This is a genomic window from Methanosarcina sp. 2.H.T.1A.6, from assembly GCF_000979455.1.
Lineage (GTDB): Archaea > Halobacteriota > Methanosarcinia > Methanosarcinales > Methanosarcinaceae > Methanosarcina.
Genome location: NZ_JJOY01000003.1, coordinates 39,381 through 64,962 on the forward strand (window position 1 = coordinate 39,381; position 25,582 = coordinate 64,962).

The 25,582-nt window shown below is 43.2% G+C and carries 29 protein-coding genes; 14 read left to right on the top strand and 15 right to left on the bottom strand.

Translation table 11 applies throughout. The annotated features are described in order from the left end of the window. The first annotated feature begins 244 nt into the window (after positions 1-244). The 4 genes from EO98_RS19360 to EO98_RS00455 all read left to right on the top strand — a co-directional run bounded on the left by EO98_RS19360 (position 245) and on the right by EO98_RS00455 (position 2,984). Positions 245-376 carry a hypothetical protein gene (locus tag EO98_RS19360; RefSeq protein ID WP_255350243.1) on the top strand — a complete coding sequence of 44 codons (132 nt, stop codon included), beginning with the start codon at positions 245-247 and terminating at the stop codon, positions 374-376. A 639-nt stretch (positions 377-1,015) separates the two neighbouring features. Beyond that, positions 1,016-1,537, top strand: coding sequence for a YIP1 family protein (locus EO98_RS00450; protein ID WP_048142688.1), 522 nt, complete (start codon positions 1,016-1,018; stop codon positions 1,535-1,537). A gap of 258 nt (positions 1,538-1,795) precedes the next feature. Next, complete coding sequence (locus EO98_RS18075; RefSeq protein ID WP_156160967.1) at positions 1,796-1,933, top strand: hypothetical protein; 138 nt, start codon at positions 1,796-1,798, stop codon at positions 1,931-1,933. Positions 1,934-2,399: 466 nt separating this feature from the next. Next, positions 2,400-2,984 (top strand): DUF4013 domain-containing protein, encoded by a 585-nt coding sequence (locus EO98_RS00455; protein WP_235283849.1) that lies wholly within the window; start codon positions 2,400-2,402, stop codon positions 2,982-2,984. A 162-nt stretch (positions 2,985-3,146) separates the two neighbouring features. On the opposite strand, the gene EO98_RS00460 is transcribed toward EO98_RS00455, so the two are convergent. From EO98_RS00460 to EO98_RS00470, 3 genes are all read right to left on the bottom strand, one after another. Further along, positions 3,147-4,625, bottom strand: coding sequence for a right-handed parallel beta-helix repeat-containing protein (locus EO98_RS00460; protein WP_048142689.1), 1,479 nt, complete (start codon positions 4,623-4,625; stop codon positions 3,147-3,149). Positions 4,626-4,738: 113 nt separating this feature from the next. Next, on the bottom strand, positions 4,739-4,978 hold the full coding sequence (locus EO98_RS00465; RefSeq protein ID WP_048142691.1) for a hypothetical protein: 240 nt from the start codon (positions 4,976-4,978) through the stop codon (positions 4,739-4,741). A 103-nt stretch (positions 4,979-5,081) separates the two neighbouring features. Continuing rightward, positions 5,082-5,558: a hypothetical protein gene (locus EO98_RS00470; RefSeq protein WP_048142693.1), complete on the bottom strand. Its 477-nt coding sequence runs from the start codon at positions 5,556-5,558 to the stop codon at positions 5,082-5,084. A 277-nt stretch (positions 5,559-5,835) separates the two neighbouring features. On the opposite strand from EO98_RS00470, the gene EO98_RS00475 reads away from it, so the two are divergent. The 5 genes from EO98_RS00475 (at position 5,836) to EO98_RS00495 (ending at position 12,436) form a co-directional block, all read left to right on the top strand. Further along, the gene (locus tag EO98_RS00475; protein WP_048142695.1) at positions 5,836-6,315 is read left to right on the top strand and encodes a hypothetical protein; all 480 of its coding nucleotides are present in this window, start codon (positions 5,836-5,838) and stop codon (positions 6,313-6,315) included. A 17-nt stretch (positions 6,316-6,332) separates the two neighbouring features. Further along, a complete protein-coding gene (locus tag EO98_RS00480; RefSeq protein ID WP_048142697.1) occupies positions 6,333-8,156 on the top strand; it encodes a PQQ-like beta-propeller repeat protein in 1,824 nt (607 codons plus the stop codon). Positions 8,157-8,530: 374 nt separating this feature from the next. Continuing rightward, positions 8,531-9,397: an ABC transporter ATP-binding protein gene (locus EO98_RS00485; RefSeq protein WP_048142699.1), complete on the top strand. Its 867-nt coding sequence runs from the start codon at positions 8,531-8,533 to the stop codon at positions 9,395-9,397. An 11-nt stretch (positions 9,398-9,408) separates the two neighbouring features. Next, positions 9,409-11,685 (top strand): M1 family aminopeptidase, encoded by a 2,277-nt coding sequence (locus EO98_RS00490; protein ID WP_048142701.1) that lies wholly within the window; start codon positions 9,409-9,411, stop codon positions 11,683-11,685. Positions 11,686-11,770: 85 nt separating this feature from the next. Next, on the top strand, positions 11,771-12,436 hold the full coding sequence (locus tag EO98_RS00495) for a hypothetical protein (RefSeq protein ID WP_156160968.1): 666 nt from the start codon (positions 11,771-11,773) through the stop codon (positions 12,434-12,436). A 117-nt stretch (positions 12,437-12,553) separates the two neighbouring features. On the opposite strand, the gene EO98_RS00500 is transcribed toward EO98_RS00495, so the two are convergent. The 3 genes from EO98_RS00500 to EO98_RS00510 all read right to left on the bottom strand — a co-directional run bounded on the left by EO98_RS00500 (position 12,554) and on the right by EO98_RS00510 (position 13,389). Next, on the bottom strand, positions 12,554-12,778 hold the full coding sequence (locus EO98_RS00500) for a DUF3658 domain-containing protein (protein ID WP_048142705.1): 225 nt from the start codon (positions 12,776-12,778) through the stop codon (positions 12,554-12,556). Positions 12,779-12,889: 111 nt separating this feature from the next. Continuing rightward, the gene (locus EO98_RS00505; RefSeq protein WP_048142707.1) at positions 12,890-13,210 is read right to left on the bottom strand and encodes a hypothetical protein; all 321 of its coding nucleotides are present in this window, start codon (positions 13,208-13,210) and stop codon (positions 12,890-12,892) included. After that, positions 13,186-13,389 (bottom strand): DUF1835 domain-containing protein, encoded by a 204-nt coding sequence (locus EO98_RS00510; protein WP_048142709.1) that lies wholly within the window; start codon positions 13,387-13,389, stop codon positions 13,186-13,188. The genes EO98_RS00505 and EO98_RS00510 overlap by 25 nt, the downstream gene beginning before the upstream one ends. A 283-nt stretch (positions 13,390-13,672) precedes the next feature. On the opposite strand from EO98_RS00510, the gene EO98_RS00515 reads away from it, so the two are divergent. The 3 genes from EO98_RS00515 to EO98_RS00525 are packed head-to-tail and all read left to right on the top strand — an operon-like array spanning position 13,673 to position 15,689. Further along, entirely contained in the window at positions 13,673-14,101 is a 429-nt protein-coding gene (locus EO98_RS00515; RefSeq protein ID WP_048142711.1) for a MarR family winged helix-turn-helix transcriptional regulator, read from the top strand. Next, positions 14,098-15,498, top strand: a complete 1,401-nt coding sequence (locus tag EO98_RS00520) for an MATE family efflux transporter (RefSeq protein ID WP_048142713.1) — start codon at positions 14,098-14,100, stop codon at positions 15,496-15,498. Before EO98_RS00515 ends, EO98_RS00520 begins: the two co-directional genes overlap by 4 nt. An 11-nt stretch (positions 15,499-15,509) precedes the next feature. Next, positions 15,510-15,689 carry a hypothetical protein gene (locus tag EO98_RS00525; protein ID WP_048142715.1) on the top strand — a complete coding sequence of 60 codons (180 nt, stop codon included), beginning with the start codon at positions 15,510-15,512 and terminating at the stop codon, positions 15,687-15,689. Between the two features lie 37 nt (positions 15,690-15,726). Here EO98_RS00525 and truD read toward each other — a convergent pair whose 3' ends face one another. The 6 genes from truD to nifS form a co-directional block, all read right to left on the bottom strand. Continuing rightward, complete coding sequence (gene truD / locus EO98_RS00530) at positions 15,727-17,043, bottom strand: tRNA pseudouridine(13) synthase TruD (RefSeq protein WP_048142717.1); 1,317 nt, start codon at positions 17,041-17,043, stop codon at positions 15,727-15,729. Positions 17,044-17,308: 265 nt separating this feature from the next. Continuing rightward, positions 17,309-18,550 (bottom strand): transglutaminase family protein, encoded by a 1,242-nt coding sequence (locus tag EO98_RS00535; RefSeq protein WP_048142719.1) that lies wholly within the window; start codon positions 18,548-18,550, stop codon positions 17,309-17,311. A gap of 125 nt (positions 18,551-18,675) precedes the next feature. Beyond that, positions 18,676-19,023: a peptidyl-tRNA hydrolase Pth2 gene (pth2, locus tag EO98_RS00540; RefSeq protein WP_048142721.1), complete on the bottom strand. Its 348-nt coding sequence runs from the start codon at positions 19,021-19,023 to the stop codon at positions 18,676-18,678. 258 nt (positions 19,024-19,281) lie between these two features. Next, positions 19,282-20,316, bottom strand: a complete 1,035-nt coding sequence (gene mptN / locus EO98_RS00545; protein WP_048142723.1) for a tetrahydromethanopterin:alpha-L-glutamate ligase — start codon at positions 20,314-20,316, stop codon at positions 19,282-19,284. 66 nt (positions 20,317-20,382) lie between these two features. Further along, positions 20,383-20,790, bottom strand: a complete 408-nt coding sequence (gene nifU / locus EO98_RS00550; RefSeq protein WP_200895268.1) for a Fe-S cluster assembly scaffold protein NifU — start codon at positions 20,788-20,790, stop codon at positions 20,383-20,385. 122 nt (positions 20,791-20,912) lie between these two features. After that, a complete protein-coding gene (nifS, locus tag EO98_RS00555) occupies positions 20,913-22,100 on the bottom strand; it encodes a cysteine desulfurase NifS (protein WP_048142726.1) in 1,188 nt (395 codons plus the stop codon). Between the two features lie 269 nt (positions 22,101-22,369). Here nifS and EO98_RS00560 point away from each other — a divergent pair, with 269 nt between their 5' ends. Together EO98_RS00560 and EO98_RS00565 are read left to right on the top strand one after the other, a co-directional pair. Beyond that, entirely contained in the window at positions 22,370-22,885 is a 516-nt protein-coding gene (locus EO98_RS00560; RefSeq protein WP_048142728.1) for a CidA/LrgA family protein, read from the top strand. Between the two features lies 1 nt (position 22,886). Next, a complete protein-coding gene (locus EO98_RS00565; protein WP_048142731.1) occupies positions 22,887-23,603 on the top strand; it encodes an LrgB family protein in 717 nt (238 codons plus the stop codon). Between the two features lie 189 nt (positions 23,604-23,792). Here the strand turns inward: EO98_RS00565 and EO98_RS00570 are convergent, their stop codons facing one another. The 3 genes from EO98_RS00570 to EO98_RS00580 form a co-directional block, all read right to left on the bottom strand. After that, complete coding sequence (locus EO98_RS00570) at positions 23,793-24,212, bottom strand: FxsA family protein (RefSeq protein WP_235283851.1); 420 nt, start codon at positions 24,210-24,212, stop codon at positions 23,793-23,795. 202 nt (positions 24,213-24,414) lie between these two features. After that, positions 24,415-24,690, bottom strand: a complete 276-nt coding sequence (locus EO98_RS00575) for an acylphosphatase (protein ID WP_048134771.1) — start codon at positions 24,688-24,690, stop codon at positions 24,415-24,417. Between the two features lie 134 nt (positions 24,691-24,824). Next, positions 24,825-25,304, bottom strand: coding sequence for a hypothetical protein (locus tag EO98_RS00580; RefSeq protein ID WP_235283857.1), 480 nt, complete (start codon positions 25,302-25,304; stop codon positions 24,825-24,827). Positions 25,305-25,582 lie beyond the last annotated feature (278 nt).

Sequence of the window (25,582 nt, forward strand, 5' to 3'; positions counted from 1 at the left end):
TTGGAGGGAATTATTTTTCTCTTTAATCCTCTTTTCGGGCTCATTTTTACCCTTATTGGGATCTATAAAGCCAGTTTCTAACCCATTAACTCACGCCCAGATCAAAGAGTTTCCCTTTCGCGGGAAAATGATAAATACTTCTAAAACTGAGAATAATAGATTACGATGGTATCTGTTTCGGCACTGTACTTCAGTAGCATGTACAGGTATTGCGATTTCACCAAATATTATGAAGGTATATACAATGGCAATGTCTAAAAAAGATATGGATAAGAAGAAGAGCGCTAAGAAAGAAAAGATGGGAGAGCTGGAAAAACTAGCTGCCGCAGGTAGCAAGGACGCAAAGAAGAAACTTGCAAAGCAAAAGAAAAAATAATCCTTTGATACTTTTTTCCTTTTTGTCTTACATTTGTGAGAGGGGCCGGGAATTTCAAAAACCCGGTCCCGAAAATATCTTCTCAATTACTGTGTAATTTATCTGTTTTTAATCTCCCTATCTACTATGCTCGTTGAGAAAGATTTTTTTTCAACCGGAAACATTAGAATTAGACTCAAACTTTTCTATCATAAGTTCTCTTGACCCTTCGCATTTCCTGCAGAAACTTCTTGCGTGCTTTCTTTTTCGCCACTCTTCAGCTTTATAAATCAGACCGTAGCGTTTACGCAGACGCACAGCTCTCATTTCGTGTGGATTCTCTGTTCAGATTATCTTTTCAGGCAGGGAGTTATCAATTCCAATTTTCTTTTCTATATTCATTTTCCTGAAAAAATGTTCTCCTGGTAGGTGAGCCAATTTTAGATTCCTTCTATTTTTTGTTCAGTTTTACTGCTTTCAAATAACTATCTGGAAAAGAAAAAAATATCCGAATAAGGTACTTATAGAACTTCTTTTGTTTGTAGTGATACTTAGATTACTCACAATACTTGCTTACATTATCAAATATTCTAAAATTTTCGAGCTACTGAATCCTTTATAAGATAGTTTACTCTTTATTTGCCGGAGTTGGTCATCCAGATGAGTTACATAGATACATGGAAAGAGGTCGTTTTCAGTCCTGACCGATTTTTCCGAGAGATGCCAAAAAAAGGAGGTTATGCAGATCCTGTTGTTTTTACAGCCATGAATACGTTGGTTGCAGGTTTGCTCACATCCACAGTCGGCAGGATCTTTGATCCTCACCTGGATGTAATATGGGAAGCAGGCAACGTTTCTTTTTTGTCCGGCCTTCTCTTGCTAGTAATTGGTGTTATTTTATTGAACTTTATCTATGGAGCAATACTCCATATATTATTCAGACTTGTTGGAGGCACTGGCAGCTATCAGGGGACTTACCGACTTGTTGCCTATGCCGAGGCTCCGGGAATATTTGATTCCGTACCTATTTTTCATTCCATCATTTACACACCCTATCTGCAAACCATTGGGGGAAAGCATGTCCATAACATTAGCACAAAAAGGGCTGCAGTAGCTGTGCTCCTTCCGATTCTGTTGTTCTTAATAGGGATATTTATGCTTATAGGGCTTGAAAATCCCTGATTCTATGACCCAATGCAGTTAATCCGTAAATGTATATTCCAAAACCCTTCTTTTTAAGTCTGGTCCTGGATATTCTCATTATCCAGTTTCTTCATTTTTCTTATTTTAATCTGCCTTATTTGAGTTTTTCCTTCCGGACAGAAACTATTAAATATTTTCAACACTTATGCGCCATATTTGCAGCAATATATAAAAGAGTTGAAGCTGCATAAACATTACGAAGAGGTTGCATAAGCAGTCTCGCTGAAGGTTTGTTATATGGCAATGGCTAAGAAAGATATGGAAAAGATCTCTAACTCCAGAGCTCGCAAAGAAATGGAAAATCTGCAGAAAAAAGCTTCTTCCGGCGATAAGGAAGCAAAGAAAATGCTCGAAAAAGATAAAAAGAAAAAATAACCGGGGCAAGTTTTTCATCTCAACAAATTTATGCAAAGATCCGGAGGGGTTAGAAAAAACCCATATCTGAAAGCTTTCCATTTCAAAAATCAAATTCAGACTGTTTACAAGCATACATTAAGCTAATCCCAAAACTCAAAATGACGTCTCCAAGTCCCTTATTTCAAACATTTAATCGAGTTTTTGCTCATAGAAAAACAGTCCTAAAAACGTTAATGATTTGGGAACAAAGCTGGTTTTGGGATTAGCTCAGTTACGAACAGGCTTTTACAGTAAGTATCTCCATTTTTCTTGATTTTCGTTTACTTATATCTTGATTTTCGTTTGCTTATACTTCCTGATTGTTACTTCTCGGCTTTACTTTTTAAGGGACGGTGTCTTTGTAAATTAATTTATGTGATAGTATATATTACTCTAGCGTTATTTTTACAAAGTTTTATATACTTACAAAATAGGACTATATCTGGTGATTATTATAGAAACCATAAGTTTTTCTGAAGCTGTTAAATATCCGTTCAAAGTGCCGCAAAGGCTTCTTTACATACTCTTGTTATTTATTCCCATAATAGGGTGGCTTGCACTTTTCGGCTACGTTGTAAGGCTCGTTAATGAATTTATTGAGGGCAGGTATGAGGGGCTTATTAAACTCGATTTTATGGAAGACCTGAAACTCGGGTTTATGGTTTTCCTGAAGTCTCTTCCTTTCTACATTGCATATACAGTTGTACTGCTTGCTACAATGTATGTTAATGAAACCCTGGGGAACATTGTCAACCTGCTGTTAGGGTTCTTTGTGATCCCTATGCTTGCCGTTAATTTCTTCAGGAAACAGACCGTTGAGTCTTTCTTTGAGTTTGACATCCTGAACGTCGTCAGGGACAACCTTGGGGAATATATCATTACCGTACTGAAACAGTATGCTCTTTTTATTATATTTGCAGTCCTTTCAATTGTACTTGTGGGCATACCTGCAATGTTCTTCACAAATTCGATATTTGTTGCAAACCTGTATGGAAGGTTAGTGGAAAGGAAAGCAGGCTATGGCCTGTAAAAACGTTAGAATGATGTTATATCCGTTTACGACCGGATTTTTCTGGCCTGAATATTTTTTTATTTTCTGGATTCACGGAATAGTATCTCCGGGTAAACTGTTAAGGTTCGGTCGGACTCCGGAAACTTCCCTTTTCGCGAAATGGTCAGCATTTCTATAAAATCAATTCGCCGGAATTTGGGGAGCTAATAAAAAATCCCTTATCCTGCCAATTATTGTCATTACCCTGGAAGCAAAAGGAGTATCCGGGGTTGTTTTGCCATTGAAATGGTTATCGTAAATGCTGTTTTCCGAACCATTTGCCACGATGGCTTCACTATTACCATTCAGGTAATTCCCGCTTACCGTATTGTTGTTGCTGGAGTCCTCGAGGAACCTGCAGTACTTGAAATCCTCGGTCACTATCCTTGTGTTCACTGTTTTATTATTCGAGGGGTCAAGGTAGATGCCGTAAAGGCTGTTTGAGCTTACGGTGTTGTTATTGAGCGTGTTGAAGGTGGAAGACTTGAGATAGATCCCGTGCCCGTTGTTCGAGTTTGCAGTGTTTGCTTCCAGGGTGTTGCCGGAGGTTTCGTTCAGGTAGATCCCGTTTTTGCTGTTAAGGTTTGCAGTGTTTCCTGTCAGGGAATTGTTTTCGCTGTAATAATACAGCATGATCCCGTTCTCGTTCCTTGAAGCGGTATTGTTTTTAAGCTCGTTGTTCCAGGAAAAATGGTTGAGATGGATGCCGTATTTCCTGTTCAGGTCTGCCCTGTTGCTTTCCAGGCTGTTATTTGAGGAGGAGTCCAGGCAGATCCCGGTTTCATTGTTCGAGCTTGCATTGTTGTTTATCAGTGTGATATTTTCGGCGCCCCGGATATAGAAGCCGTTTTCATTGTCCAGGGCGGTGTTGTTGATAAAAATATTATTACTGCTGTAATATTCCAGCAGAAAACCGGTCCCGCTCTTCGAAATCCTGTTCTCGCTAAATGCGTTGTTTGCGCCTCCGAACATAAAGACTCCGCCCTTATTGTCCGACGCGGAGTTGCCCTTCAGTTCATTGCTGTCAGATGCAGCCAGAAAGATAGCGATATAGTTATTCGACGCGGTATTATTGCTCAGGGTGTTGTTGTCGGCATCTTCCAGGAAAATGCCCAGGATGTTGTTGGATATTTTATTGTTGGAGAGGGTGCAGGCATAAACTCCGCTATCTGCTTCTCCGTCCATTCCCCCGTTCACTCCTCCATTTACTTCTCCATCAACTCCTTCATTTACCCCATCATCCACATTTTCCTCCGGGGCCCTGAATAATTCGGATCTTCCATCAAGGTATATCCCACAAGGCTCGCGGCTTTTCCCGGCACTGTTTGCTCCTGTAACGTTAAAGCCGCTAATTGTAACATTACTTGCCGTCATATGGAACACATGATCGCTCGGGTCGGCTGCCTGGACAATCGTATCCTCCGGGTTTCCGGACTTTGAGATTATGGTTAATTCCCTGTTCACGTCCACATTTTCCGTATATATCCCGCTGAAAACGAGAATGGTGTCCCCGGATTTAGAATGGTTTACAGCTTCCTGTATGGAGGTATAGTCTGCTCCTCCGTTTTCATCCACAGTGATGCCCGTAGCTGCTGCAGCGGTACCTGCGGGTATTATCATTAAAAAGAATATCAGTAAAACGAATTCCAGTGAAAAGCAGTTTTTTATTTTCAGTTACCCAAACCCCTTTTTCACATTTAGCTTTTATTTATATACAATATCTAACCGTTTGTTTAATTTCCTTTAATATGCCTGAAAACGAGTTTGAAGGCTGATATGCTTAGAGCGCCTACGGCCACTATCAGCAGGACAAAAAACACTCCGCCCACGAATTGGCTAAAGAGCATAAAAGAAGAAACTTGCCCCGGAAAAAAGAACTCTTTTATGTAATACAAAATTGTAACAAGTATCAACATTACTAAAGAGACCATTGCTAAAGCCCGGGTGGATATTTTTTGTAACATTTTTGCCATTCTCCTTCGTGGAATCAGGATCAAGCCGGGTCAAAATTGTCTTCATCCCTTAAGGAAAGCTAAGCTGTTCTCTTTATTCCTCTGTAGCTGCCTGCGCACGATCTCAATTTGTTGTTGACTCGTTAGCATCATTTGTTGTTGGTTCGTTTACTTCACCAGCTGGTGGTTCCGGGAAATCATCGGAACTGTTGTTTTGCTGTTCCGAGAGGTTTTGCCTCGAAAGATAATCTTCGATCATCTGTCTTTTTAATTCTTCAGGATAGTTTTCCGGAAGGTGCTCGATATCCTCAAGACTTTCGATCCGGACTGGCTTAAGCTTCTGGTCCTCTTCGAGCATTTTCCTTACAGTCTCGTTCTTTTCGGCAAGGGCACGAAGTTCATCAGTGCTGAGCCGGTTTAATTCATCACCTTCAGCAAACCAGGGGTCGCCTTCATTAAACCAGGGCGCATACGCAGGTTTTTCTTCTGTATCTTCTTCCTCTTCCCCCTTATCTGCAGCTTTTTGTGTGCCCTCAGTCGGTGCAAAGAAAACGGCTGCAAGCAATACTGCCATAACCAGTGCAGATATTCTAAATTTCATATTTGTTTCCCTATTCCTTTCTGTAATTCATCTCCTGTTTTTCGATTTCTCGTTTGAATACTATAGTTCAACTCCCTTTATTTTTAAATATAGGAATTATTTGTCTTTTGCTCTCCACTCCATCAAACAAAGAGTGGAAATTGAATTTGATCTTACTTAATTATATTAGAATATAACAATATTTGATTTTTCACAGAAATATTATATGATATAATATTTCTTTATAATTTTGTAATGTAATTGATTTTATTCTATATTGATCCGTGGAGAGTCTTTCATGAATAAAATATGGGTAGCAGTAATCGTATTTTTTTTGTGTGTCATCGGAATTTTCGGGATATTTTACGAAAGACAGGTTGAAGCAGCCGCTGATGTAGTTCTTTCCGGCAATATTAGCTATACGGATGAGGAACTGCAAGAGATGTACGAAGAATACAATATTACGGAAAATGACCTCAAATTTGCGAGGGGAGAACTTCCAAATTATCTGGAAGGCACTATTCTTTACAGTGATCTTAGAGTCATAGCCAGTGAGACAGGAGAACCGCCGGAGGGTGCGATAGAAGGCGAACATTATGATGTGGTAATAAGCGAGCAGGAGATGTCAAAAATAATAGAGGAAGCAAGGGAAGATTACATTGAAAAATATGGGGTAGACCCTGCAAATCCCAAACTTGACGAGGTCGACGGCTACCTTATTCCTGTACAGGAAGCAAAGAGACTCGTGTTCCTCGATATGGTAAGGGAACTGGAATAAATCTGAGAGGTCCTGTGATGAAAAATTTGTTATGTGTCACTCTATTATTATTTGCTTCTTTATTTATTTTCATATCAGATGCTTCAGCAACTGAAATAATTCTCGACACCGAACACCACCACCTTGGTGATGATTTTAAAGAAGAATTAACACCGGCTGAACCGGAAAGTCTTGTTTACACAGGAACTTTTATCCTTAACTCTTCAGCGAATATCGAAAACGCAGAACTTATAGTGTCGGTCAAAAGTGTTGTTCCGGCATCAACAGACGAATTTTTAGATAAAGTGTACCTTAACGAGGTATATGCAGGTGCCCTTAACGATTATATCCCGGCAGAAACTCCGGATTCCTCCGAAGTGGAAATCAAAATTCCTATACATCCAACTCTTTTTAATCCCGGGAATAATACCCTGAAAATCATCTCCGGAAGTAATGCAGCCGGCAGTAATTATGACGATTTTGAGTTTCACGGGCTTTTGCTTCAAATAGAAGAAATCGAACCTGTAACCATAGAACCGCCTTTGAAAGTTGCCTGGACTTATGAATTGCCCTGGGAGCTCGGGTATGAGACACCTCCTGGGGTAACACTTGCTGCGGACGGCGTCCTCTATATTGCTAGAGAGGATTTTGGAGATGCTATTATTATAGCCGTGGATGCGGAAACAGGCGCCGTACTCTGGAGTAAAGAATGGGATGATAAACTAAGCGTTGACCTGGAGTATAAAGACGGAGTTTTGTTCGCCGTACACTCTTCAAATATTGATGCACTGGACGCAAAAACCGGGGAAATAGTGTGGAGTAAAGAATATCCAAATACCCGCCGGGGCATACCCGTTGTATTTGGAAATACCCTGTTTATCAGTACGCCTTACGACAGGTATGTGTCTGCTATTGATGCGGAAAACGGAGCTTTGAAGTGGGAGTATGGACTCAACATAAGCGATGCTGGAGCTAAAGGCTATGGTTATGAACTGTCAAGAGTTGTGACTAATGGAAATCTTGTGGTATTCGGATACCAGGAAAGACCTGATGATGAGGGCATAATTGCGCTCAATGCGCATACAGGAGATGTGGAATGGGAATTTGTCTATTTAGGCAAGGATTTACGTCTCGAACCCTTCCTTTACAAAGACCTGATTTATGCTTCGAGACCGAGGAGTATTATTGCATTGTCTGTTGAATCCGGAGAAGAAGCCTGGAAAACAAACAACCGGGGGTTTGAGAATGTTGTTGAAGTAACAAATGGCAAATTATTTGTTGGTTATTCAAATCGTAGTGTCTTAAATGCTGAATCAGGTGAAATTCTGAATGAGTACTCCGATTCAAATGTGAGTTTTTTCAAAGCTGTGATTAGCGATAAATTCATATACTGTACGGATTCGAGCAGTATACAATTTTTTGATTCCAGCACCGGGGAACTCGTATGGAGCAGTAGCAGAATAAAAGGATACGATGTCTCGAAGCCCTTACTTTACAAAGACAAATTATACCTCGTTTCAACTGAGGGAACACTGTATGCTTTTGAACATGGAGAAGAAGGTATGTTCTTTACAAAGGGCCTCGAGAGTTCTGCATCCATTTATTTCCCCAAGATCGCCATTGCTGCAATGCTAATCCTGTTGTTAATACTTCTGATAAAAATAAAAGACAGGGCCCTTGTCTTTGGCTCCTGGCTAATAGCTCTTACGGGAGTTATTTTTCTATCTATTAAAGCCTTAGAACCTTATAGTGCCGGACTTGGATTCGGATTCTTTGTTGCTTTTGCCTATCTGTCTATGTTTGTAATCCTTATTGCCGGAATTGCGTTTCTTGCTTATGGGCTCCGGAAGAGAAAAAAGTGAAAAGAGAAATGGAAAAAATATAGAATCAGAATACAAAACGGAAGTTGCTATTGATCGTGAATGATGTTAAAGCATTTCTCGTACATGGCATTTTATAGTAATATATTTATAATCAGAGTATAAAATGTCCACAATTATTTTTGTTTTCGTTTTTGTTGGCATAAGCGAAAGCATGTTACTTCAGATTGGAATTCAGTCGTGAATCTAACCTCAATATGGGATTGGTACTGTATTTTTGCGAGAATATAGATAGGGGTCAGGATATTCAGGTAAGATCCCTTCAAATAAACTATGGGAATAATAATAAAGTGATAAGGATGTTTGGAAAACCTGATAGTTCAATTTATCTTATTCAGGGGAACGGGGAATAAACAATGGAAATTGAAATTAAAAACCTGTCAAAAGCATACGGACCGGAAAAATCCGTGCTTTCAGGAATCAATCTCGAGCTTCGGCCTCCTTCCATGGTGGGATTAATAGGGCCAAACGGGGCAGGAAAGACCACCCTTATGAAAATCCTTGTCAGGCAGCTCCTTGCATCGGCCGGGTCAATAAAAATAGACGGAATGGACATAGGCAAAAGCGAGAATTACCTTAAGAACCGGCTTGGATATCTGCCCCAGGAGTTCGGCCTTTATGAGGAACTAACCGTATACCAGTTCCTGGATTATATGGCGCTTTTAAAAGGTCTCGGCCCCGAAAAAAAAGAGCGGATTGAAAGCTGCATAGAAAAAACCGGGCTTTCCGAGAAGCAAAATACCAGAATAAAGACTCTCTCAGGGGGGCAGAAGCAGAGGGTTGGAATTGCACAGGCGCTTTTAAACGATCCCGAACTTCTGATCGTCGACGAGCCTACTGTGGGCCTTGACCCGGCTGAGAGGGTCAGATTCCGAAATCTCCTGGCCGAAAACGCTAACCACAGGCTTGTACTCCTCTCAACTCACATTATTGAAGACGTAGAATCGATCTGCAACCGGCTGATTGTCCTGAACAGGGGTGAAATCCTCTTTGACGGAAACCCGGTGGAACTGATTAAAAAGGCTGCAGGGCATGTGGGCATACTTGAATCTGGTTGTGAAGCTGGTCAGGATATCGAAAAGGATTGCATAGTGACTTCAAGGCTTATAACAGAAACCGGAGCCCAGTACAGAGTTGTCGGAGATAAGCTTCCTTCAGGCATAAAGCCCATGACCCCTTCTCTTGAAGATGCTTATATGTATCTGATTACACAGAACGGATGAAGGAGCGTAAAATGGCAGACAAAACTCCTTTTTTAGCAGGATTTTCCTTTCTGTTCAATGAAATCAGGCTGATTTCCAGATCAAAGCTGACACTGATATCCATATTCTTGACGGTTCTGGCTACAGTGCTGGGGCTGAATGATATCGATTATACGAATGAACGCAGTTTGGTAGGGCTGGCAAAAACTTCTTTTACCGTAACCCTCGGTCCTGCACAATACGCAGCTATAACCGGTTCCCTTCTCTTTGCAGTGCTCACACTTATACTGCTCAGCAAGGACCACCGGCATAACAGCAAGGACATTTTGAATACATCCTGTAATTATTCTCAGCTGCTGGTGTTCCGTACAGCAGCAATTCTCTTTTACGGAATTTTTACAGTAGTGCTGGGGTCAATTGCCTTATATGCAGTCCAGGTTTTTGTCCTCAAAATTGCCTTTGATCCTGTAGTTTCTCTCTCCGGTCTACTGGTAATTACGCTTGCAGGAATCTTTTTTACAGTTCTGATTTGCAGTGGACTCTACCTGATCACGGAAGATCTGGATATTTCTTTTCTCATATACTGTATTCTTTTTTTCATGAGTATAGGCAGTTCAAATTACCTTTTAATGTGGGTCCGGGCTCCGGTAGTCATGTATTCGGACTTCGGCGGAATCCTCCCGGTTTTTAAGCTTGTTCTCTACAACAGGCTTTTCTGGATTTTTGTTTCCACCGGAATTTTTACCTTCGGGCTGCTGTGCAGAAGACGATATGAATCAAATTTGAGCTTGTCTTTGAAGCTCAATGCAAAGCAGTTCTGGATTCCTGTTCTGGTCCTGCTGCTTCTGGGCGCTTCTCTTTTTGTCTATATCAACGAACCCTATATTAACCGAAATGACAGTGTATTCAAAACCGAACTTAAGGCAAATGAAAATGTAAAATTAACTAATGTTTACTCGAATGTTCAGTTCTTTCCTGTAAACCAGAGCCTTTCGGCCAGGGTACTCTATGAATTTGAAAAAGAATCGGGTACTGAATACATTGATTTTATCACAAATTCAGGGCTTCATATAAAAAAACTTACTGTAAATGGAGTTGAGGCTCCCAATTCCTTAAAGAGTATAAAGGGAACGGATAAGGTACGTTTGGAAGTCCCTGCCGAATCAAGGAACGTTACCATAGATATTAGCTACGCAGGCAAGCTCAAATATCCTTCTTCAATCGGCTTTCCCGGTTATATCTCAAAGGAGAGTATATACCTGCTGGAAAACTCACACTGGATTTTCGAACCCCTGACCGGTTCAAAAGATATGATAGAGATAAAGGGTTCTGTCACGGCTCCGAAGAACCTGGTAATGGTCGTTCCCGGGGAATTAACAGGAGTTCTGGAAGAGCACGGCCGAAAAACCTGGGAATACAGTGCCCTTTCCAATGATTTTTCACCCGGAGTCTTTGCAGGGAACTACGAAGTAAAAAAGATGCTGGCTGGCAGTACTGAGATCGAGTTCTATTACAGTCCAAAACACAGGGCGTATATAGAAGCCCTTGGGATTGAAAACTATTTAATAAATATTGTTTCCTATTATGAAAAAAACATAGGCGTCTATCCGTATCAGGAATACCCTTTAAAAATAGTAGAAAGTTCTATCTACAAAACCGGCGGGCATTCCACCCTGAATATCGTAACGGTTTCAGAATATGTGTTTAACAGAGAACTGGACAGGGAAATTGGAGGAGATTCAGATGGCTTTTCCCCTGATCTCACATCTCTTAAAGACATCACCTTTGTTGGAGATATGGACCTGTTAGCCCATGAAATCGCTCATCAGTGGTGGGGAACAGGAGTTTTCGTGGAGGAAAATCCCCCCTGGTCGTCGGAAGGGCTTGCAGATTACCTGGCCTACAAATACGTAACAGAAGAGTTTGGTTCCTATGCATCGGGATATATCCTGGCAATGTGGAAAGGCGGGGTAGATTCCATGGAAAACAGTTATTACTATGCGAATCCGAAAATGCTGGAAAACCTGCCTGAAAAACAGAGACAAAAGTATGAAATGGAAACTCGAAAAATAGAACTCTATTCCCAGATGCCTATGCTCTTGCTGAGAGCCGAAGAGCTGCTCGGGGAAGAGTCATTTTTTATAAAGTTATCGGATATTTATGCGGAGTACAGGTTTAAATCCCTCTCTTATGAAGAATTCCTGTCTTCAACAGGTCTGAGTGAAGTCGATCTTGATGAGGACCCGGTAAAGGGGAAAGAAACGGGGACAAAAGAAACAGCAGAAAGGGAGGCGGTTTTCGATGAATAAGCCCTCAACAAATAATTTCCCTAACCTGTTGAGAGTCTTGAAATATGAAGTTTTGAGGCTGGCATATAATAAAAAATATTTTTACATGGTACTCATCGAGTTGCTATTTGCCTGTTACATCCTTGTGAGCTTTGTATCAGGCGGAACAGACGGGACCGCTCCTTTCTCAAAATGGACGTATTCGGGATTTCTCTCTCTTATAGGGCCACTTTTATCAGTTATCCTTATCCTTCTCTGCATGTCCGTTTTTTCGGAAAAGGAAGTTGCGGTTCGAAATATAATATTTTCGACCCCGCTTTCCGAGCCAAAATATTATCTGCTAAAAGCTTCGGCAATCACGGCTGTTTTCGTATTTGCTGCTTCTTTGCCGATTTTATTGAGCTTTGTGTATTATGCCCATTACTTTAATTTCTACGCTTATGCTGAGTTCACGCTTCCCTTACTGTTATTTCTGTTGCCTTCCCAGATCTTTGTACTGGGGCTTGCCCTAACGGCCGGGAGAGTCCATTCCAGACTGCTTTACCCTCTTTTGCCTCTTGTGCTGTTTCTGGGATTTTTTAATCCGAGATTTCCTGCATGGATTGACCTGTTTGGGAATAATTTTCTTTCGTGGCCCCTGAGATGGCATCTGGGGGTCATGGAGGGTCAAATACCCTATATTCTGCCTGATGATTTCCTCTACAGTAGACTGGCTTTTGTATTTATGGGTATCTTTCTGCTTGTACTTGCCTGTAGAATATCCAAAACTTGAGTTTCGCCGTCTCTTCCTATAGAGCTTGTCCCGGCAAAGAAAGTGTACGGCCCCAATTTCATGGGTGTGTTTGATAAAGTTAATGGGCAGTGCTTGAGCAGCTCTTGAGCAGGGTTATTAATGCGAGCTGCCCAAGATTTTCCTGACTTTCAGGAACCTCATAGTACGGCGCTCTCTTTCAGTCTCGACAAGCCCGGCTTTTGCCGGTTTGAGCAGGCGGGAATAGAGAAACATATCCCCTGCAAGGTTGTATTCCTCCGAGAGTTTACCAAGCATTTCCCTGATAACTCTTGCCGCGCTGACCCAGGTTTCAGGCACACTTTCAAGGATTTTTTTCGTCAAAAAGATCGGGGTTTATGGCATACAGCTGCCCTCTTCAGAGAGTCCGAAGAGGCCTGTTATCTTTTTTCAGCTCCTCCCGGATGTGCAGGTAATAAGCGAGTTATTCTTCCGTTAAGCGCCTTGCCTTTTTTTCCCGGATAGGAGCCACTCCGGCCGTAATTCCTCAAGGGAGATCGGGACTACACGCTCGAGTTTCCCATTTTCATGAACAATGTCAAGGCCCTCGGTGAGGTCAACAACAAGGAGTTCGGAAGGATTTTTTCCCCAGGAAAACAGTTCCAGGAATCCCGTATATTCAATAACGGACCTGCGGGTAAACCAGATGATCATTTCGGCTTCGGTTTCAGATACCTGCTTCCAGAAATCTTTCACCCGGTTCCAGAACATTTCGGCTTCGGGAGATTGGGTCATGTAGGCTGCTTCGTCTTCCATTTCTGCAAAAAGGGATTCAAAATATTTTTCCTCTTTTCCAGGTCATATGGGGAGATCGGGCCGAGGCTCAGGTCATCCGGAAGGGCAAGGACATTTTCCCCGGGATTGCCACGGAGAACAAATTTCAAGGAGCCCCACGCCGATTCGGTGAAGATTATATGAACTGTTTTGGTTGTCATTTTCAAGCACCATGTTTTTGAGAGAATTATTTAAGTGAGGTGGTGAATAGACAGGATTTTTTAATGGATAATAGGCTTACTTACATAAAAAAATGTAGTAGTGAAAAAATATATTTCACCTCCATTTTTCAAATATGCTGGCTTAGGAAGGTGTTTATGGGAAGATGAAGCGGATTTTACAATTCTATATTTAGCCGAAGGAAAACCTCAAATATTAGTTAGACGATCTAACTAGTTAGTCTGGCTAACTAAATCCCACTAATCTCATTAATGGAGAGCAAAAATGGCAATCTCTCAGTTTTTTGAAAAAATTGACCGATATTATCAAAAAAATTTAAAAGAATATGAATTTTCAGAGGAATACAGTGATATCAGCTTCAATACCTTCCTCTACCTCAGGAAAATAAATTCCCTGGGCAATCCCACAATATCCGAACTGGCAAAGGCCATGGAGGTCAGTAAACCTTCTGCAAGTAACATGGTCTCTAAAATGACGGAAAAAGGCCTGGTAGAAACAGGGGCTTCTCCGAAAGACGGAAGAGTTTGCCTTCTAAGGCTTACCGATAAAGGGAAAAAGGTAGTTGAGATTGAAAACGGGGCTGACATGAAGTTTTTCGAAAAAGTCCGGGAAATCTTGGATGATGAAGAACTTGAGGTTCTGGAGAAGATTTTTGAGAAAATCGCCGCCGGTCTGGAAGAGGAAAATGCATGACCGATGAGCAGGAAATGAGGGATGCAAGCATCGGGAAGCTGTTCCTGAAATTCGTATTCCCTACAACCATCGGGTTGATCGTTGTGGGAATCCAGGGAGTTATTGACGGTTTATTTATCGGAAACGCCGTGGGTGATCAGGGACTGGCAGGGGTGACCCTTGCGTTTCCCGCGCTTATTGCCATAGCCGCAGCAGGTCACATGATAGGAATCGGGGCATCAAGCCTTGTAGCCCTGGCCCTTGGCAGGGGAGATCAAAAGCGGGCTCATCGACTTGTGCATAATGCTTTTCCCCTGCTCCTGCTTGCGGGAATAGGGCTTACCGTCTTCGGGCTAACCTTCTCGGATTCCTACCTCCGGCTGCTGGGAGCTTCCGGCCCGGTCTTTGCCATGGCCGATGACTATCTCAGGATTCTTTTTGCAGGATCGGTATTCCTGCTCCTGGCAATCGCCCTCGATCCCCTGGTCCGAAACGACGGAAGACCCGGCCTTGCCATGTTATGTATGGTTGTGGGTGTTGGCGTAAATCTCGGGCTAGATTACCTCTTCATCGTACGCATGGGCATGGGAATTCCGGGAGCTGCCACTGCCACCGTAATCGCGTTTTCCCTTTCCGGAATCCTGTTGTCGCTCTACCTTTTCAGCAGGTGGGCCAATCTGAGGCTAAAACCCCGGGCTTTTTGCCTGGAGACGGGAGTTATTCTCGAGATCATAAAGGCAGGCCTTCCGTCCTTTGCAATTCAGTTTTCAACCTTCTTCCTGCTCTTTGCAAACAATTACATGCTGCTCAGGTACGGATCGGCCCTTGCGGTTTCAGGCTACGGTATCATAGGATATGCCTTCTCGATCTTCTCCCTTATCTTTGAAGGAATCGCGGTTGGCACCCAGCCAATAATCGGATTCAATTACGGAGCCCGCTGTTACTCCCGGGTTGCAGGAACCCTGAAGCTGGCTGCGATTTCCTGCATTGGAACCGGAGCATGCGGATTTCTCTTTCTCTCAGTATATCCGGAACAGGTTATCCGTATCTTCAACCACGACAGCCCCGAACTCCTGGCAATTACCCTCAACGGCATGGGGATTTTCATTTTTGCCCTCCTTGCCCAGGGAACGGTCATGCTGGGTTCGGTATATTTCCAGGCCATAAACAGGGTCAGAACTTCCCTTTTCATCCAGCTAGGAAAAGTATTTCTTTTCCTCCTCCCCTTGCTCTGGATTTTGCCCTCCTCCCTGGGCATTGATGGGGTCTGGCTCGCAACCCCTGCTGCGGAATTCCTGATGCTTGTGGTTGTACTGGGCTTGCTCTGGAGGGAATTTGATTTTCTCAGGAGCAGAAAAACTGTAAGTGAGGAAGGCCACTGCCCTGTTTCTGAGATAGTATTAACTCCCAACGACTAAAGAAGGCTTCCATGCCCCCTGCGAACACTGCCTTCAGAACTCCCCGAATGCGGAATTCAAGGACCCAGACGTCAAGGGGGCAAAAACCTCTCGATTGCGTTGAGTGCGGGTGGGCACGTTTTGGGAAACCGGCGGCTGCCCTGGCTAAAAAGAGTAGAGGGCTGCCTTACTTAGCAGCCCTTTTTTCCTGACGCCTGATTTTCCTGACGCCCGGCTCGTTTTGAGTTCTCAGCTCATCTGCAGAGGGTCCACTTTCATATATTCCCGCAGCACGGTTGTTGCATAACTTCCCTTGGGCAGCATGAATTCAAGCACTGCCTTTGATTTTCCGGGGTTCAGCTCGTCTTCCGAGACCTCGAACTTCGGTTCCACCTGCAGGAGGACTTCCCTGCGGGTTCCTTTCGAGCTCATTTCCGGGAACTCTTCTATATTAAAGCCTTCGAGAGAGACTTCAAGTTCTTTAAGGACCTCGCTTTCGATTTCTCCCGGGATCCCGGATGCAAATGCAGTCTTAAAGCCCGGAAGTGGGGCTGTAATGAAAGCACGGCCTAGCTTTATCAGGCGGTTCATGGCGTTTACGGTTTCTGAGGTGACTTTTTCAGTCTTTGAGGAATCCGGAAGGCCGGCTTCGTTCCTGAAGCAAACGAGATCTCCATCCACTGCCTGGTTTAAGGGGAGGCCACGTTCAATCCGACGGCAGAGAATTATGTTATAAATATAGGACTGGTAGCCGTGTACAAACATCCTGTAGAGGTTCTGGGGAAGTACGCGGAAAGCTCCGGAATAATCTTCCGGATTTGATATAAGGTGATTCATCATTGCCCGTTCATGGCCCAGCCGGAGGGGATAGGTTTTCAGGCCCTCTTTATAATCGCGGGTCTCTTTGACAAACTGGCGGGCCTTTTTTGTCTCCTCAGGTTCATCCGGGAAGGGATCGGCAATATAGCGGAGGGCTGCTTTTTCAAAGTTTCCTTCAACAATGTCTTTTCCTACCAGATGAGTCACAGGGCGGACAGAGCCGAAACGCTGGACCCCGAAGAAGTTGGGAACGCCGCCCTGCGCAAGAATTTCGTCAGTTGTCTTTTTGAGCAGAGAACCTGTCTCTTCGGGAGAACTCTCAATATTCCGGATTGTAATTATGAAATCATTTCCCCACAGGTCTCCAAGTTCCACGGACTTCCGGGAGCGGCCCAGCACTTTTAATTCTATGTCTTTTAAGTGGATTTTTTCAATTTCGGATGCATCGGTATCAAATATGCTGATCTTCTGGGTGGTGAGTGCCCTTTTGTCCTTTGTGCCTGCAACGCTGATTCTTTTCTGGCTTACCTGCAGGATTTTTGCGAGGGTCCGGGTCATGTGGTGTGTATCCCAGTCCCGTTTTGTAAGTTCGAGGATGAGGTATTTTCCTTCCTTTCCTTCCTCCCGGTTTGTGATCTCTTTTACAATGAAATCCTCTATTTCCTGGCGGATCTGCCCTCCAAGACCTTCGGTATCAGTAAAGTAAAGATTCATTCCTATCTGTTTTTCAATTTCCGGAACTTCCATAAGTTGTAAACACTCCTTTAATAAATTGGGTAATATTTCCTGGTAAAAATTTACGGCTTGATTTACGGGATAAAATTTACTGGATAAAATTTACTGGATAAAATTTACTGGATAAAATTTACTGGATAAAATTTACTGGATAAAATTTACGACTGGATTACTGACTAAGAATTAAAAGGATAAGATCTGCTGATTAATGGTGCAGATCAAAAGCTTCCAGGGAAGTGTTTTCTTCCCGTGTGCTGCCGAGGTTAATAGATGGAACTTATTTAATTGCTCTGGTGCTGATGTCAATCACTTTTACTTCGCTTGTGTTTACGAAGGTCCAGCTCCTGTAAGTTTCGTTTTCTCCGACTGCCTGAACCTTTGCCTGAGCTGTTTTTCCAGGAAGTCCGCCTGCATAAAGGCTTGAAGTCGGGTCGAGCATGAGCCAGGAACCGTATTCATCGGTCAGGTAGTTTACATCAACATTTCCGTAATAAGCCCTTATTCCTTTAACTACAGCGTCAGTTGAACGGGTTCCGTTACCGATATAGACACCTGCGAAGGCATGGCTGTCTGTTAGATAGACTCGAGTCGTACCCCCCACAGCTTCGAGCATGGATGAGAGGAGAATTGCCTGATCTTCACAGTCTCCTGCCCCGATCCTCAGAGTAACGTTGGCTGGCTCCCATATGTCGTTACCCCTCGGGTCACTTACATATTCGACTTCTTCTTTTACCATGTCAAAGAGGGCACAGACCTGATAGATATTATAAGCTCCGGGATATGAGCGGGCTACTTCGGCTGCTCTGTTCCTTACATCAGGCTCGGCTGGTTCCACCAATTGGTTTATTTTTTTAAAGTAATAAGCAGGATTGTATCTGTATTTTGGAGTAATTTTTTCGGACATCGGCTTTAGATCCGTAGTAAACCCGTTCATTAAATAAGGCTCATATTCATGCCATTTGCCTTCCGATGTCGAGGCAAGCAGCCAGAGGACGATGCTGATGCTGGCTTTTTCTTCTTCGGGCACCTGAACTGCGATTATTCCGAGACTCTGCTCTTCTCCCGGGATAAGTAAAGCTCCACAGTCTTCGGAAAAGATCTGGTTTTCAGAAGCGTTAACAGAAACTCCGTACCTATCAATAAAGATTGGGTTTCGGCCTTCGTTTTTGATACTTATTTTAAAATAACTTATTCCTCCCTGGAAAAAATCTGAGGTCTGATAACTGCTGCTCAGAGAGAAACCAGGCTGCAGTGGAGTTCTCAGGACAGGAGTAAGTTCTTTTTTCGCAGTGGAATATGAAGGTATTGCCGGAAAAGTAAAAGAAGCCGTATCAGGTGTGAATACCTTTTCAGAGCTTTCAGGCTCCACACCCAATCCAAGAGAATCTCTTAATTCATGCGTAATATTGCCAATCGAGTCCGAAAAGAGAAATCCAACCATTGTAACCAGTGCAAGGCATATACATAAGACAGCAATTCTCAAGGCTGCGTTTTTTCCTGAAACCCCTGGGTTATTCATTAATACCCTCCGGAATAGAATAACAGGCAGAACTTTTTTCAGTCAGTGAAACCATCTCTTCAGGTATCCACGGATCATTTTTTTTTAAACGGGTCTCTAATCCCTTTATCCGGACACTCTGGTAATTAAACAAGTTTAAGATCCCGAGTAATCTTATCTATAAGCTCTTCTTTTGCCGGTCCGATTCCTAGCACTGTGACTGTACCGGAAGGAATTTCCGTAAGTCCCGCGTCCTGTATCAGGGCTGTTGGAAGCCCTTCCCGTCTTGCTTTTTCCTTAAGTTCATAAAGGTCCTTAAGGGTGGGAACTTTCAGGACAACTTTTTTTTGTCCTCCTTCCTTCCATTTTTCAAGGTCGCTTTTGCTTGCCCATTCAGCCGCAGAAAGAGCAGCATGAGCCACCTGTACAGCAAACTTACCTTTGGAAAGTTTCAGGTCATCCCGGGTTACTATACACTGTTTGTATTCACTCATTTTTTGCCTCGGGCTTATTCAAAGGCAGCCTATATCTTAAATGTTTTCTGTGCAGCCTTTCCGGATCGAGTTTGAGATGTTCTCTCAGGCTTTCTCACAACCTTCTTCAGACTGCTTCAGTTCTACAGACTGCTTTACTGTTTTCAAATATCTGATAGTACTGTTTTCATAGATCTATAGTTTCCAGGTTTGATAAAACCTCTATTAATAATCTTCCTAAAATATATTATATTATCTTCAATACCATTTATAGTTAGTTCATATAATATTTTGAAGGTATTCCAAAATATATTCGGCAGGATTTATCCCCCATGCATCAAAAATACCTTTTCCGGAAGGCGTTCCATTGACCTCAAGTATCCTGGAACCCTGTTTATTTCCATTGCCTCCATCTTCAATTTTATTATTTTCATTTTTAGATTCATTTTTAGATTTATTTTTAGATTCATTTTTAGATTTATTTTTATTTTCATTCTGATCTTCAGGGCCTTCTATAATATCAATACCTGCAAATGTCGTGCCTACTGCAAGGGCAGCTTTTTCTGCAATTTCTTTTTGTTCATCGGTAAGTACACATCTGTCTGCACTTCCTCCCTGACTGAGGTTGTTTACCCAGGAACCTGCTGCGGCTTTTCGGTAAATTGCGCCTATGGCAGTGCCCCCAACAACAAAAGCCCTTATGTCCCTCCCGGGGTTTTCTATAAACTCCTGGATATACAGCATCCCCCTTTCTTCAAGCAGACTTTCAAGAGCCTCTTCCACAGGTACAGGCCCGGTTTTTCGGTCTGAAAACCTGATTTCTCCTTCCTTTACCCTTGCAATATCCTTTCCCTTATAACCAAAAACAGGTTTTATGACAGCATCTCCAAACCCGGATACTACCCTTAAGGCTGCTTCCACACTCTGGACAGCTACGGTTTCAGGTACCGGAAGGCCGGCTCTTGCCAGAAGATAAGAAGCATGGTACTTGTTTGCCGCATTCCGGATAGCTTCCGGAGAGTTTATAACCGGAACTCCTTCTGCCTCCAGCTCCCTCAGGACATCAAACCTGAAAGATACTCCTTCAAAAGCCCCAGCCCCTGCATCTCTGACAATGAGGGCATCAAGGTCTGAGAGCAGGATTTCCCCTGCTTTAAAAAGAGCTGCCGGCTCGTGAGTTTTTGAACTTACACTGACCTCTGCTGTCCTTAGGTCGAGAACAAAAGGAGAAAAGCCTTTTTCCTTCGCTGCATTGATGAGGGCCCGGGCTGTCCAGTCTTCCGGGTCGGTAATTGCGATCCCTATTTTTTTCATAGGGTATGATCTGGTACCCTTATTATCAAGTTTACGATAAAGATATTCGGGAGGCTTACAGGGGTTTCAGCGAGGTGATTTATCTGAGGCCTGCTCTGCAAGAGGCTCAAGTCCCTGCTTTTTACGATATTCATTGATTGCCCTGTGAATGGCTTCCCTGGACACTACCGAGCACTCCAGTTTTCCCGGAGGCAGCCCCTCAAGCGCTTCAGCCACGGCTTCGTTTGTAAGCCCCCAGGCTTCTTCGAGGGTTTTGCCTTTTATCAGCTCTGTTGCCATACTGCTTGATGCGATTGCTGCTGCACAGCCAAATGTCTTGAATTTTACATCCTCGATCCTGTTGTCCCGGATTTTCAGGAAAATTTTCATCTGGTCCCCATGAGGGTTTCCGGCTTCTCCGACGCCGTCAGCATTCTCTATTTCCCCCACGTTTCTCGGATTCATAAAATGGTCCATCACCTTTTTATTATACACAAAATCCCCTCGCTTTTCCCTCACTTCTTAGATTGCGATTTTTCTCTCAGGCTTATCAGCTTTCATCAGCTTTCATCAGCTTTCATCAACTTTCATCAGCCCTTGTCCGCTTTTATCCACATTTATCCACACTCATCCGCAGGTTTGTAGAATGGAGATATAGCCCTCAATTTTCCAACGACCTCAGGCAACAACTCGAGTACATAATCAATATCCTCTTCTGAGTTTGCATCCCCAAGGGTCAGGCGCAGAGAACCCGGGGCGATTTTCGGCGGCACTCCTATTGCCCTGAGCACATGTGAAGGTTCGGAAGAACCCGAAGAACAGGCGCTGCCTGTTGAACAGCAGATCCCCATCTGGTCAAGCATGAGCAGCAGGGATTCCCCTTCTATATACTCAAAACTGAAGTTCAGGTTCCCAGGAAGACGTTTTTCCGGATGCCCGTTAAGCCTGCAGTGAGGAATTTCAAGGATTCCGGCCATAAGGCTGTCTCTCATTTTCCTGAGCTTTTCATTATGTTCCTCGATGTTTGCAGTTGCAAGTTCTATCGCCTTTCCCATTCCTGCGATCCCTGCGACATTCTCTGTCCCTGCGCGTTTTCCTCTCTCCTGCGCGCCCCCGTGCATGTAATTATCAATTTCTGTCCCTTCTCTTATGTAAAGGGCTCCGACACCCTTTGGCCCATAAAATTTATGCGAGGAAAGGGAGAGCATGTCCACATCCTTATGTTCCCGCTGCAGATCAAGGGGGACCTTCCCTATTACCTGTACGGCATCGGTATGAAATGGAATCCCGTGTTCTCTTGCAATCTTCCCTATCTCCAGAATAGGCTCGATTGTCCCGATTTCGTTATTGGCATACATGACAGAAATCAGGATAGTATCTTCTCTTATTGCGGCTTCCACCTCCGCGGGGTCTACAAGCCCATACCTGTCTACAGGCAGATAGGTTACATCAAAGCCCTGCGTTTCCAGATACTCACAGGGGTAAAGCACTGCATGGTGTTCGATTGGTGTGGTGATAATGTGCTTTCCTTTCATTCGCCTGGTAAAAGCCGTACCTTTGACAGCCCAGTTGTCAGACTCGGTCCCGCCTGAAGTAAAGTAAATTTCTTCGGGCCTGGCCCCTAGCGCCTTTGCAAGCTTTTCCCTGGCGGTTTCCACGGCTTCCCGGCCTTCTCTCCCTATTGAGTACAGGGACGAAGGATTGCCGAAATGTTCTTTCAAAAAAGGCAGCATAGTTTCAACCACTTCCGGTTTTGTGAAAGTGGTGGCTGCATGGTCCATGTATACTAAGCGCTTCTCTCCCATCAGAACCCCCAGGGAAAATAGGAGTTTGCTTGATATGAATTTATTGTGCGCCCTTTGAAAACTTTCAGTTTGTATCATGAAGGTGCGAAAGTATCGGAAATGTGAAAGTATCTGAAGGAACATACATGGGGGAAAGTATCTGAAAATAAAAAATATCAGGTTGTACCGACGGCCTGGATTACACTGCAAATAATTTTCCAATCACTACGAAGGTATTTATAATTCGATTTCTTTAGTCCGGTTCCAGTTAACAGGAGGCAAAAGAGGTTTTGCTAAAACAATTTTCTATTATTCTTGGCATATATTTTCTGGGCGAGCTGCTTCAGAAAGCATTCGTGTTGCCTGTTCCGGGCAATATCCTGGGTATGTTAATCCTTTTCTTCGGCCTGTATACAGGTGTAATTAAACTCGAAATGATAGACCGGGTAAGTGATTTTCTGCTTGATAACCTGGCTTTTTTCTTCCTTCCAGCAGGTGTCAGCCTTATAACCTGCTTTGCTGTGCTTGAAGGAAAATTGACCGCCGTCATCGGGGTTTCCATTATCTCAACAGTGATAATTCTGGGTGTAACCGGGCTGACAGTAGAGTTTGTCAAAAAGTTCCTCCAGAGAAAGTCGATGAAGATGGCTTTTTCCGGAAAAGGGAAAGTTACGGTCGGGAAAAATCCTCAAAAAGCACAGGCACACGAAAGAATACAGGCATCTGAAAGAATACAGGCATCTGAAAGAATACAGACATCCGAAAGAATACAGGCACGCGAAAGAAAAACGAAAGAGGTGAGCTGAAGTGCAGGTTGATTTTTTGAATGAGTTTCTCAATACACCCTTATTTGGAATTCTTATTTCTTTAGTTGCTTTTCAGATAGGTACTCTGCTCTATAAGAAGACCCGTTCTTCGGTCTTCAACCCTCTTCTTGTGGGCTTTGTGCTCGTGATTCTTTTCCTCCTTTATTTCAGGATCGATTTTGAGACTTATAATATGGGCGGAGACTACATTTCCTTCTTCCTCGGGCCTGCAACCATTGTCCTTGCCGTGCCTCTCTACAAAAAAATCCAGCTCCTGAAAAGCGATGCCCTCCCTATAATTACAGGAATTAGTGCAGGCTGCATTGCGGGTATGTCAAGCATTCTTATTTTCTCCAGCTTTTTCGGGCTTGATAAAGCCATAACCAATTCTCTAATCCCGAAATCCGTGACTACACCCATAGGAATAGAGATTTCAAAACAGATAGGAGGCCTGCCTGCAATAACAGTGGCTGCAATTATAGTAACAGGAATCCTGGGGGCTGTGCTTGGGCCATTCATCTGCCGCTGCTTCCGTATAAAAGACGGAGTTGCAGTCGGTATTGCAATCGGCACAGCTGCTCACGCTCTCGGGACAACAAGGGCAATAGAAATAGGGGAAACCGAAGGAGCAATGAGCGGGCTTGCAATAGGGATTGCCGGTTTGATTACGGTTTTTCTTGCGCCGGCGCTGCTTTACGTGTTCGGGCTTCTATCCTGAGAAGCTTAACTCCCAAAAAATAATGAAACTAAAAAAGGTGTGAAACAGAATATAAGTGAAAAAGAGTGTTTTTCAGATAGTATTTCAGATACTATTTCAGATACTATTTCAGACACTATTTCAGATTACACTTAATTCTGTTTTGTCTACATCCTTGAAGATTTACTCTGCCGCTTCTGAGCTTGCGGATTACCTGAAATCCGTATACATCCGCATCTGGAAGTTGCCCTGCTGTATCTTTTTCCTGATGATCCCTTTTGCTACCCCCACATAGATTTCTCGGACCTGAGGAATTAGCATGGAAAATCCTATAGCGTCGGTCAGAAAACCGGGAGTCAGAAGGGCAAAACCTCCGATCAATACAAAGAGCCCATGCAGGAGTTCATTTCCTGGCATATAGCCCTGTCCTGTTGCTTCCTGGATCTGGCGGAGCACCCGAAAGCCCTGGCTTTTTGTCAGGTAAGCTCCAAGGGTCGCAGTAATCAAAATAATAAGTATGGTGTTTAGAGTTCCGATTATGCCCCCTATCGTGATAAGGAGATAAATCTCAACAAGGGGAATAATTAGAAATAGGGAAAAGAGTTTCAGAAACATGGTGGTCAGTTTCAAAGATTATTGGCTATTTATAATGCGTTTATTAATTCTCATCAGTACTGAACAATTTATTTTAAATTTTGAGTACTAAGGAGAGTATAGTTCTCATATATTGTTTTTTTGGAGCTTCATCCATTAGGACTTCCCGGAACCAGGTTCACAATGGAATACTCTTTTTTCAGGAACAGAGCAAAAATTACAGGCTATAAAGACGATCTCAAAGATCGTACACATTTCCCAGGGCTTCTTTAAAAGTAACATCAACGTCTTCTACGTGAGCAAAAGTCGGCCCTTTCCGAAGCTCGTTTATCAGAAGTTCGAGGGCTTCTTGCCTGCCTTCAGCGAGAACAAAAACACTACCATCCCTGAGGTTTATAGGGTTACAGTCCACCCCAAAGCGCTCGGCAGCATTTCTTGCAAACCTTCGAAAACCCACGCCCTGTACCCTTCCGGATACGAATATTTCCGCTCGCACAGTTTCTCCAGAGGTCACAAGTGGCTATTTTGAATAAGAACGATATATATTTATGGTTAGGTCGAGTGGTGAAATTAGACGGAAAACTCAGAAACTTCCGGGAAAGGAAGCACGAAAATCTCAATATTCAGAATTAATGTCTTAAAGTACGGTTATCTCAGAATATACGCTCTCAATTTCCTTACAATTTCTGTCCCACGTTTACGTAATTTTTTGATATCTTCCTGGTATACAACAGCTGCTGGTACTAACAGTAACGGAACAGTTGCTGCAGCTTTAACTCCTTCTGAAACAGGCAGCGCAGCTAAAAAGCTCGCTCCGGTAACACCATAAATGGGAACTATAGGAAACAGCATAGCCAGACCAAACGCTCTTCTGAAATGTATACCTAATTTTGCAGCCAGAAAACCATTCGACCCTATGACCAGACCAATGCCGATACTGGGTCCTATAGTCCGAAACGGATTATATGATGGTCCGATATAGAGTCCAAAATCGATGCCAGAAAAGGAAAAAAGGCCATTTAATTGATTCCTTTCCTCATTTGAGTTCCCTCCAAGGCCTGATACAACTATACCTATGTCCAGTTGCAGAGGCCCTCTTCCTGCTTCCCTTCCACCCATTATAGCCATTATATAATTAATTTCCCGGATCAATAATATAATTTACCTATTTTCAGATCAGAAAAAGCCGTATCCAAGCATTACAAGCTCCGGGAAAACAAGTATAATTATGAATTTGCCAAGAACCGGACTTTCCGCAGAGGTCTTCAAAAAAATAACATATTTTCTGAGATCGTTTTTGAGAATTATTCAAAAATTTGCAGTAATTATCTCAACTGAAGCTTAGGGAAATGGCTACTGGAAGTTTTCAATGAAGGCAAAAGGTAGAAAATGTAGGAAAATTTCAA

Coding starts and splice junctions, on each gene's coding strand:
- EO98_RS19360 (WP_255350243.1), top strand. CDS start 245: ATGGCAATGTCTAAAAAAGATATGGATAAGAAGAAGAGCGCTAAGAAA.
- EO98_RS00450 (WP_048142688.1), top strand. CDS start 1,016: ATGAGTTACATAGATACATGGAAAGAGGTCGTTTTCAGTCCTGACCGA.
- EO98_RS18075 (WP_156160967.1), top strand. CDS start 1,796: ATGGCAATGGCTAAGAAAGATATGGAAAAGATCTCTAACTCCAGAGCT.
- EO98_RS00460 (WP_048142689.1), bottom strand. CDS start 4,625: ATGATAATACCCGCAGGTACCGCTGCAGCAGCTACGGGCATCACTGTG.
- EO98_RS00465 (WP_048142691.1), bottom strand. CDS start 4,978: ATGGCAAAAATGTTACAAAAAATATCCACCCGGGCTTTAGCAATGGTC.
- EO98_RS00470 (WP_048142693.1), bottom strand. CDS start 5,558: ATGAAATTTAGAATATCTGCACTGGTTATGGCAGTATTGCTTGCAGCC.
- EO98_RS00475 (WP_048142695.1), top strand. CDS start 5,836: ATGAATAAAATATGGGTAGCAGTAATCGTATTTTTTTTGTGTGTCATC.
- EO98_RS00480 (WP_048142697.1), top strand. CDS start 6,333: ATGAAAAATTTGTTATGTGTCACTCTATTATTATTTGCTTCTTTATTT.
- EO98_RS00485 (WP_048142699.1), top strand. CDS start 8,531: ATGGAAATTGAAATTAAAAACCTGTCAAAAGCATACGGACCGGAAAAA.
- EO98_RS00490 (WP_048142701.1), top strand. CDS start 9,409: ATGGCAGACAAAACTCCTTTTTTAGCAGGATTTTCCTTTCTGTTCAAT.
- EO98_RS00495 (WP_156160968.1), top strand. CDS start 11,771: ATGGTACTCATCGAGTTGCTATTTGCCTGTTACATCCTTGTGAGCTTT.
- EO98_RS00505 (WP_048142707.1), bottom strand. CDS start 13,210: ATGGAAGACGAAGCAGCCTACATGACCCAATCTCCCGAAGCCGAAATG.
- EO98_RS00510 (WP_048142709.1), bottom strand. CDS start 13,389: ATGACAACCAAAACAGTTCATATAATCTTCACCGAATCGGCGTGGGGC.
- EO98_RS00515 (WP_048142711.1), top strand. CDS start 13,673: ATGGCAATCTCTCAGTTTTTTGAAAAAATTGACCGATATTATCAAAAA.
- EO98_RS00520 (WP_048142713.1), top strand. CDS start 14,098: ATGACCGATGAGCAGGAAATGAGGGATGCAAGCATCGGGAAGCTGTTC.
- EO98_RS00525 (WP_048142715.1), top strand. CDS start 15,510: ATGCCCCCTGCGAACACTGCCTTCAGAACTCCCCGAATGCGGAATTCA.
- truD (WP_048142717.1), bottom strand. CDS start 17,043: ATGGAAGTTCCGGAAATTGAAAAACAGATAGGAATGAATCTTTACTTT.
- EO98_RS00535 (WP_048142719.1), bottom strand. CDS start 18,550: ATGAATAACCCAGGGGTTTCAGGAAAAAACGCAGCCTTGAGAATTGCT.
- pth2 (WP_048142721.1), bottom strand. CDS start 19,023: ATGAGTGAATACAAACAGTGTATAGTAACCCGGGATGACCTGAAACTT.
- mptN (WP_048142723.1), bottom strand. CDS start 20,316: ATGAAAAAAATAGGGATCGCAATTACCGACCCGGAAGACTGGACAGCC.
- nifS (WP_048142726.1), bottom strand. CDS start 22,100: ATGGGAGAGAAGCGCTTAGTATACATGGACCATGCAGCCACCACTTTC.
- EO98_RS00580 (WP_235283857.1), bottom strand. CDS start 25,304: ATGGCTATAATGGGTGGAAGGGAAGCAGGAAGAGGGCCTCTGCAACTG.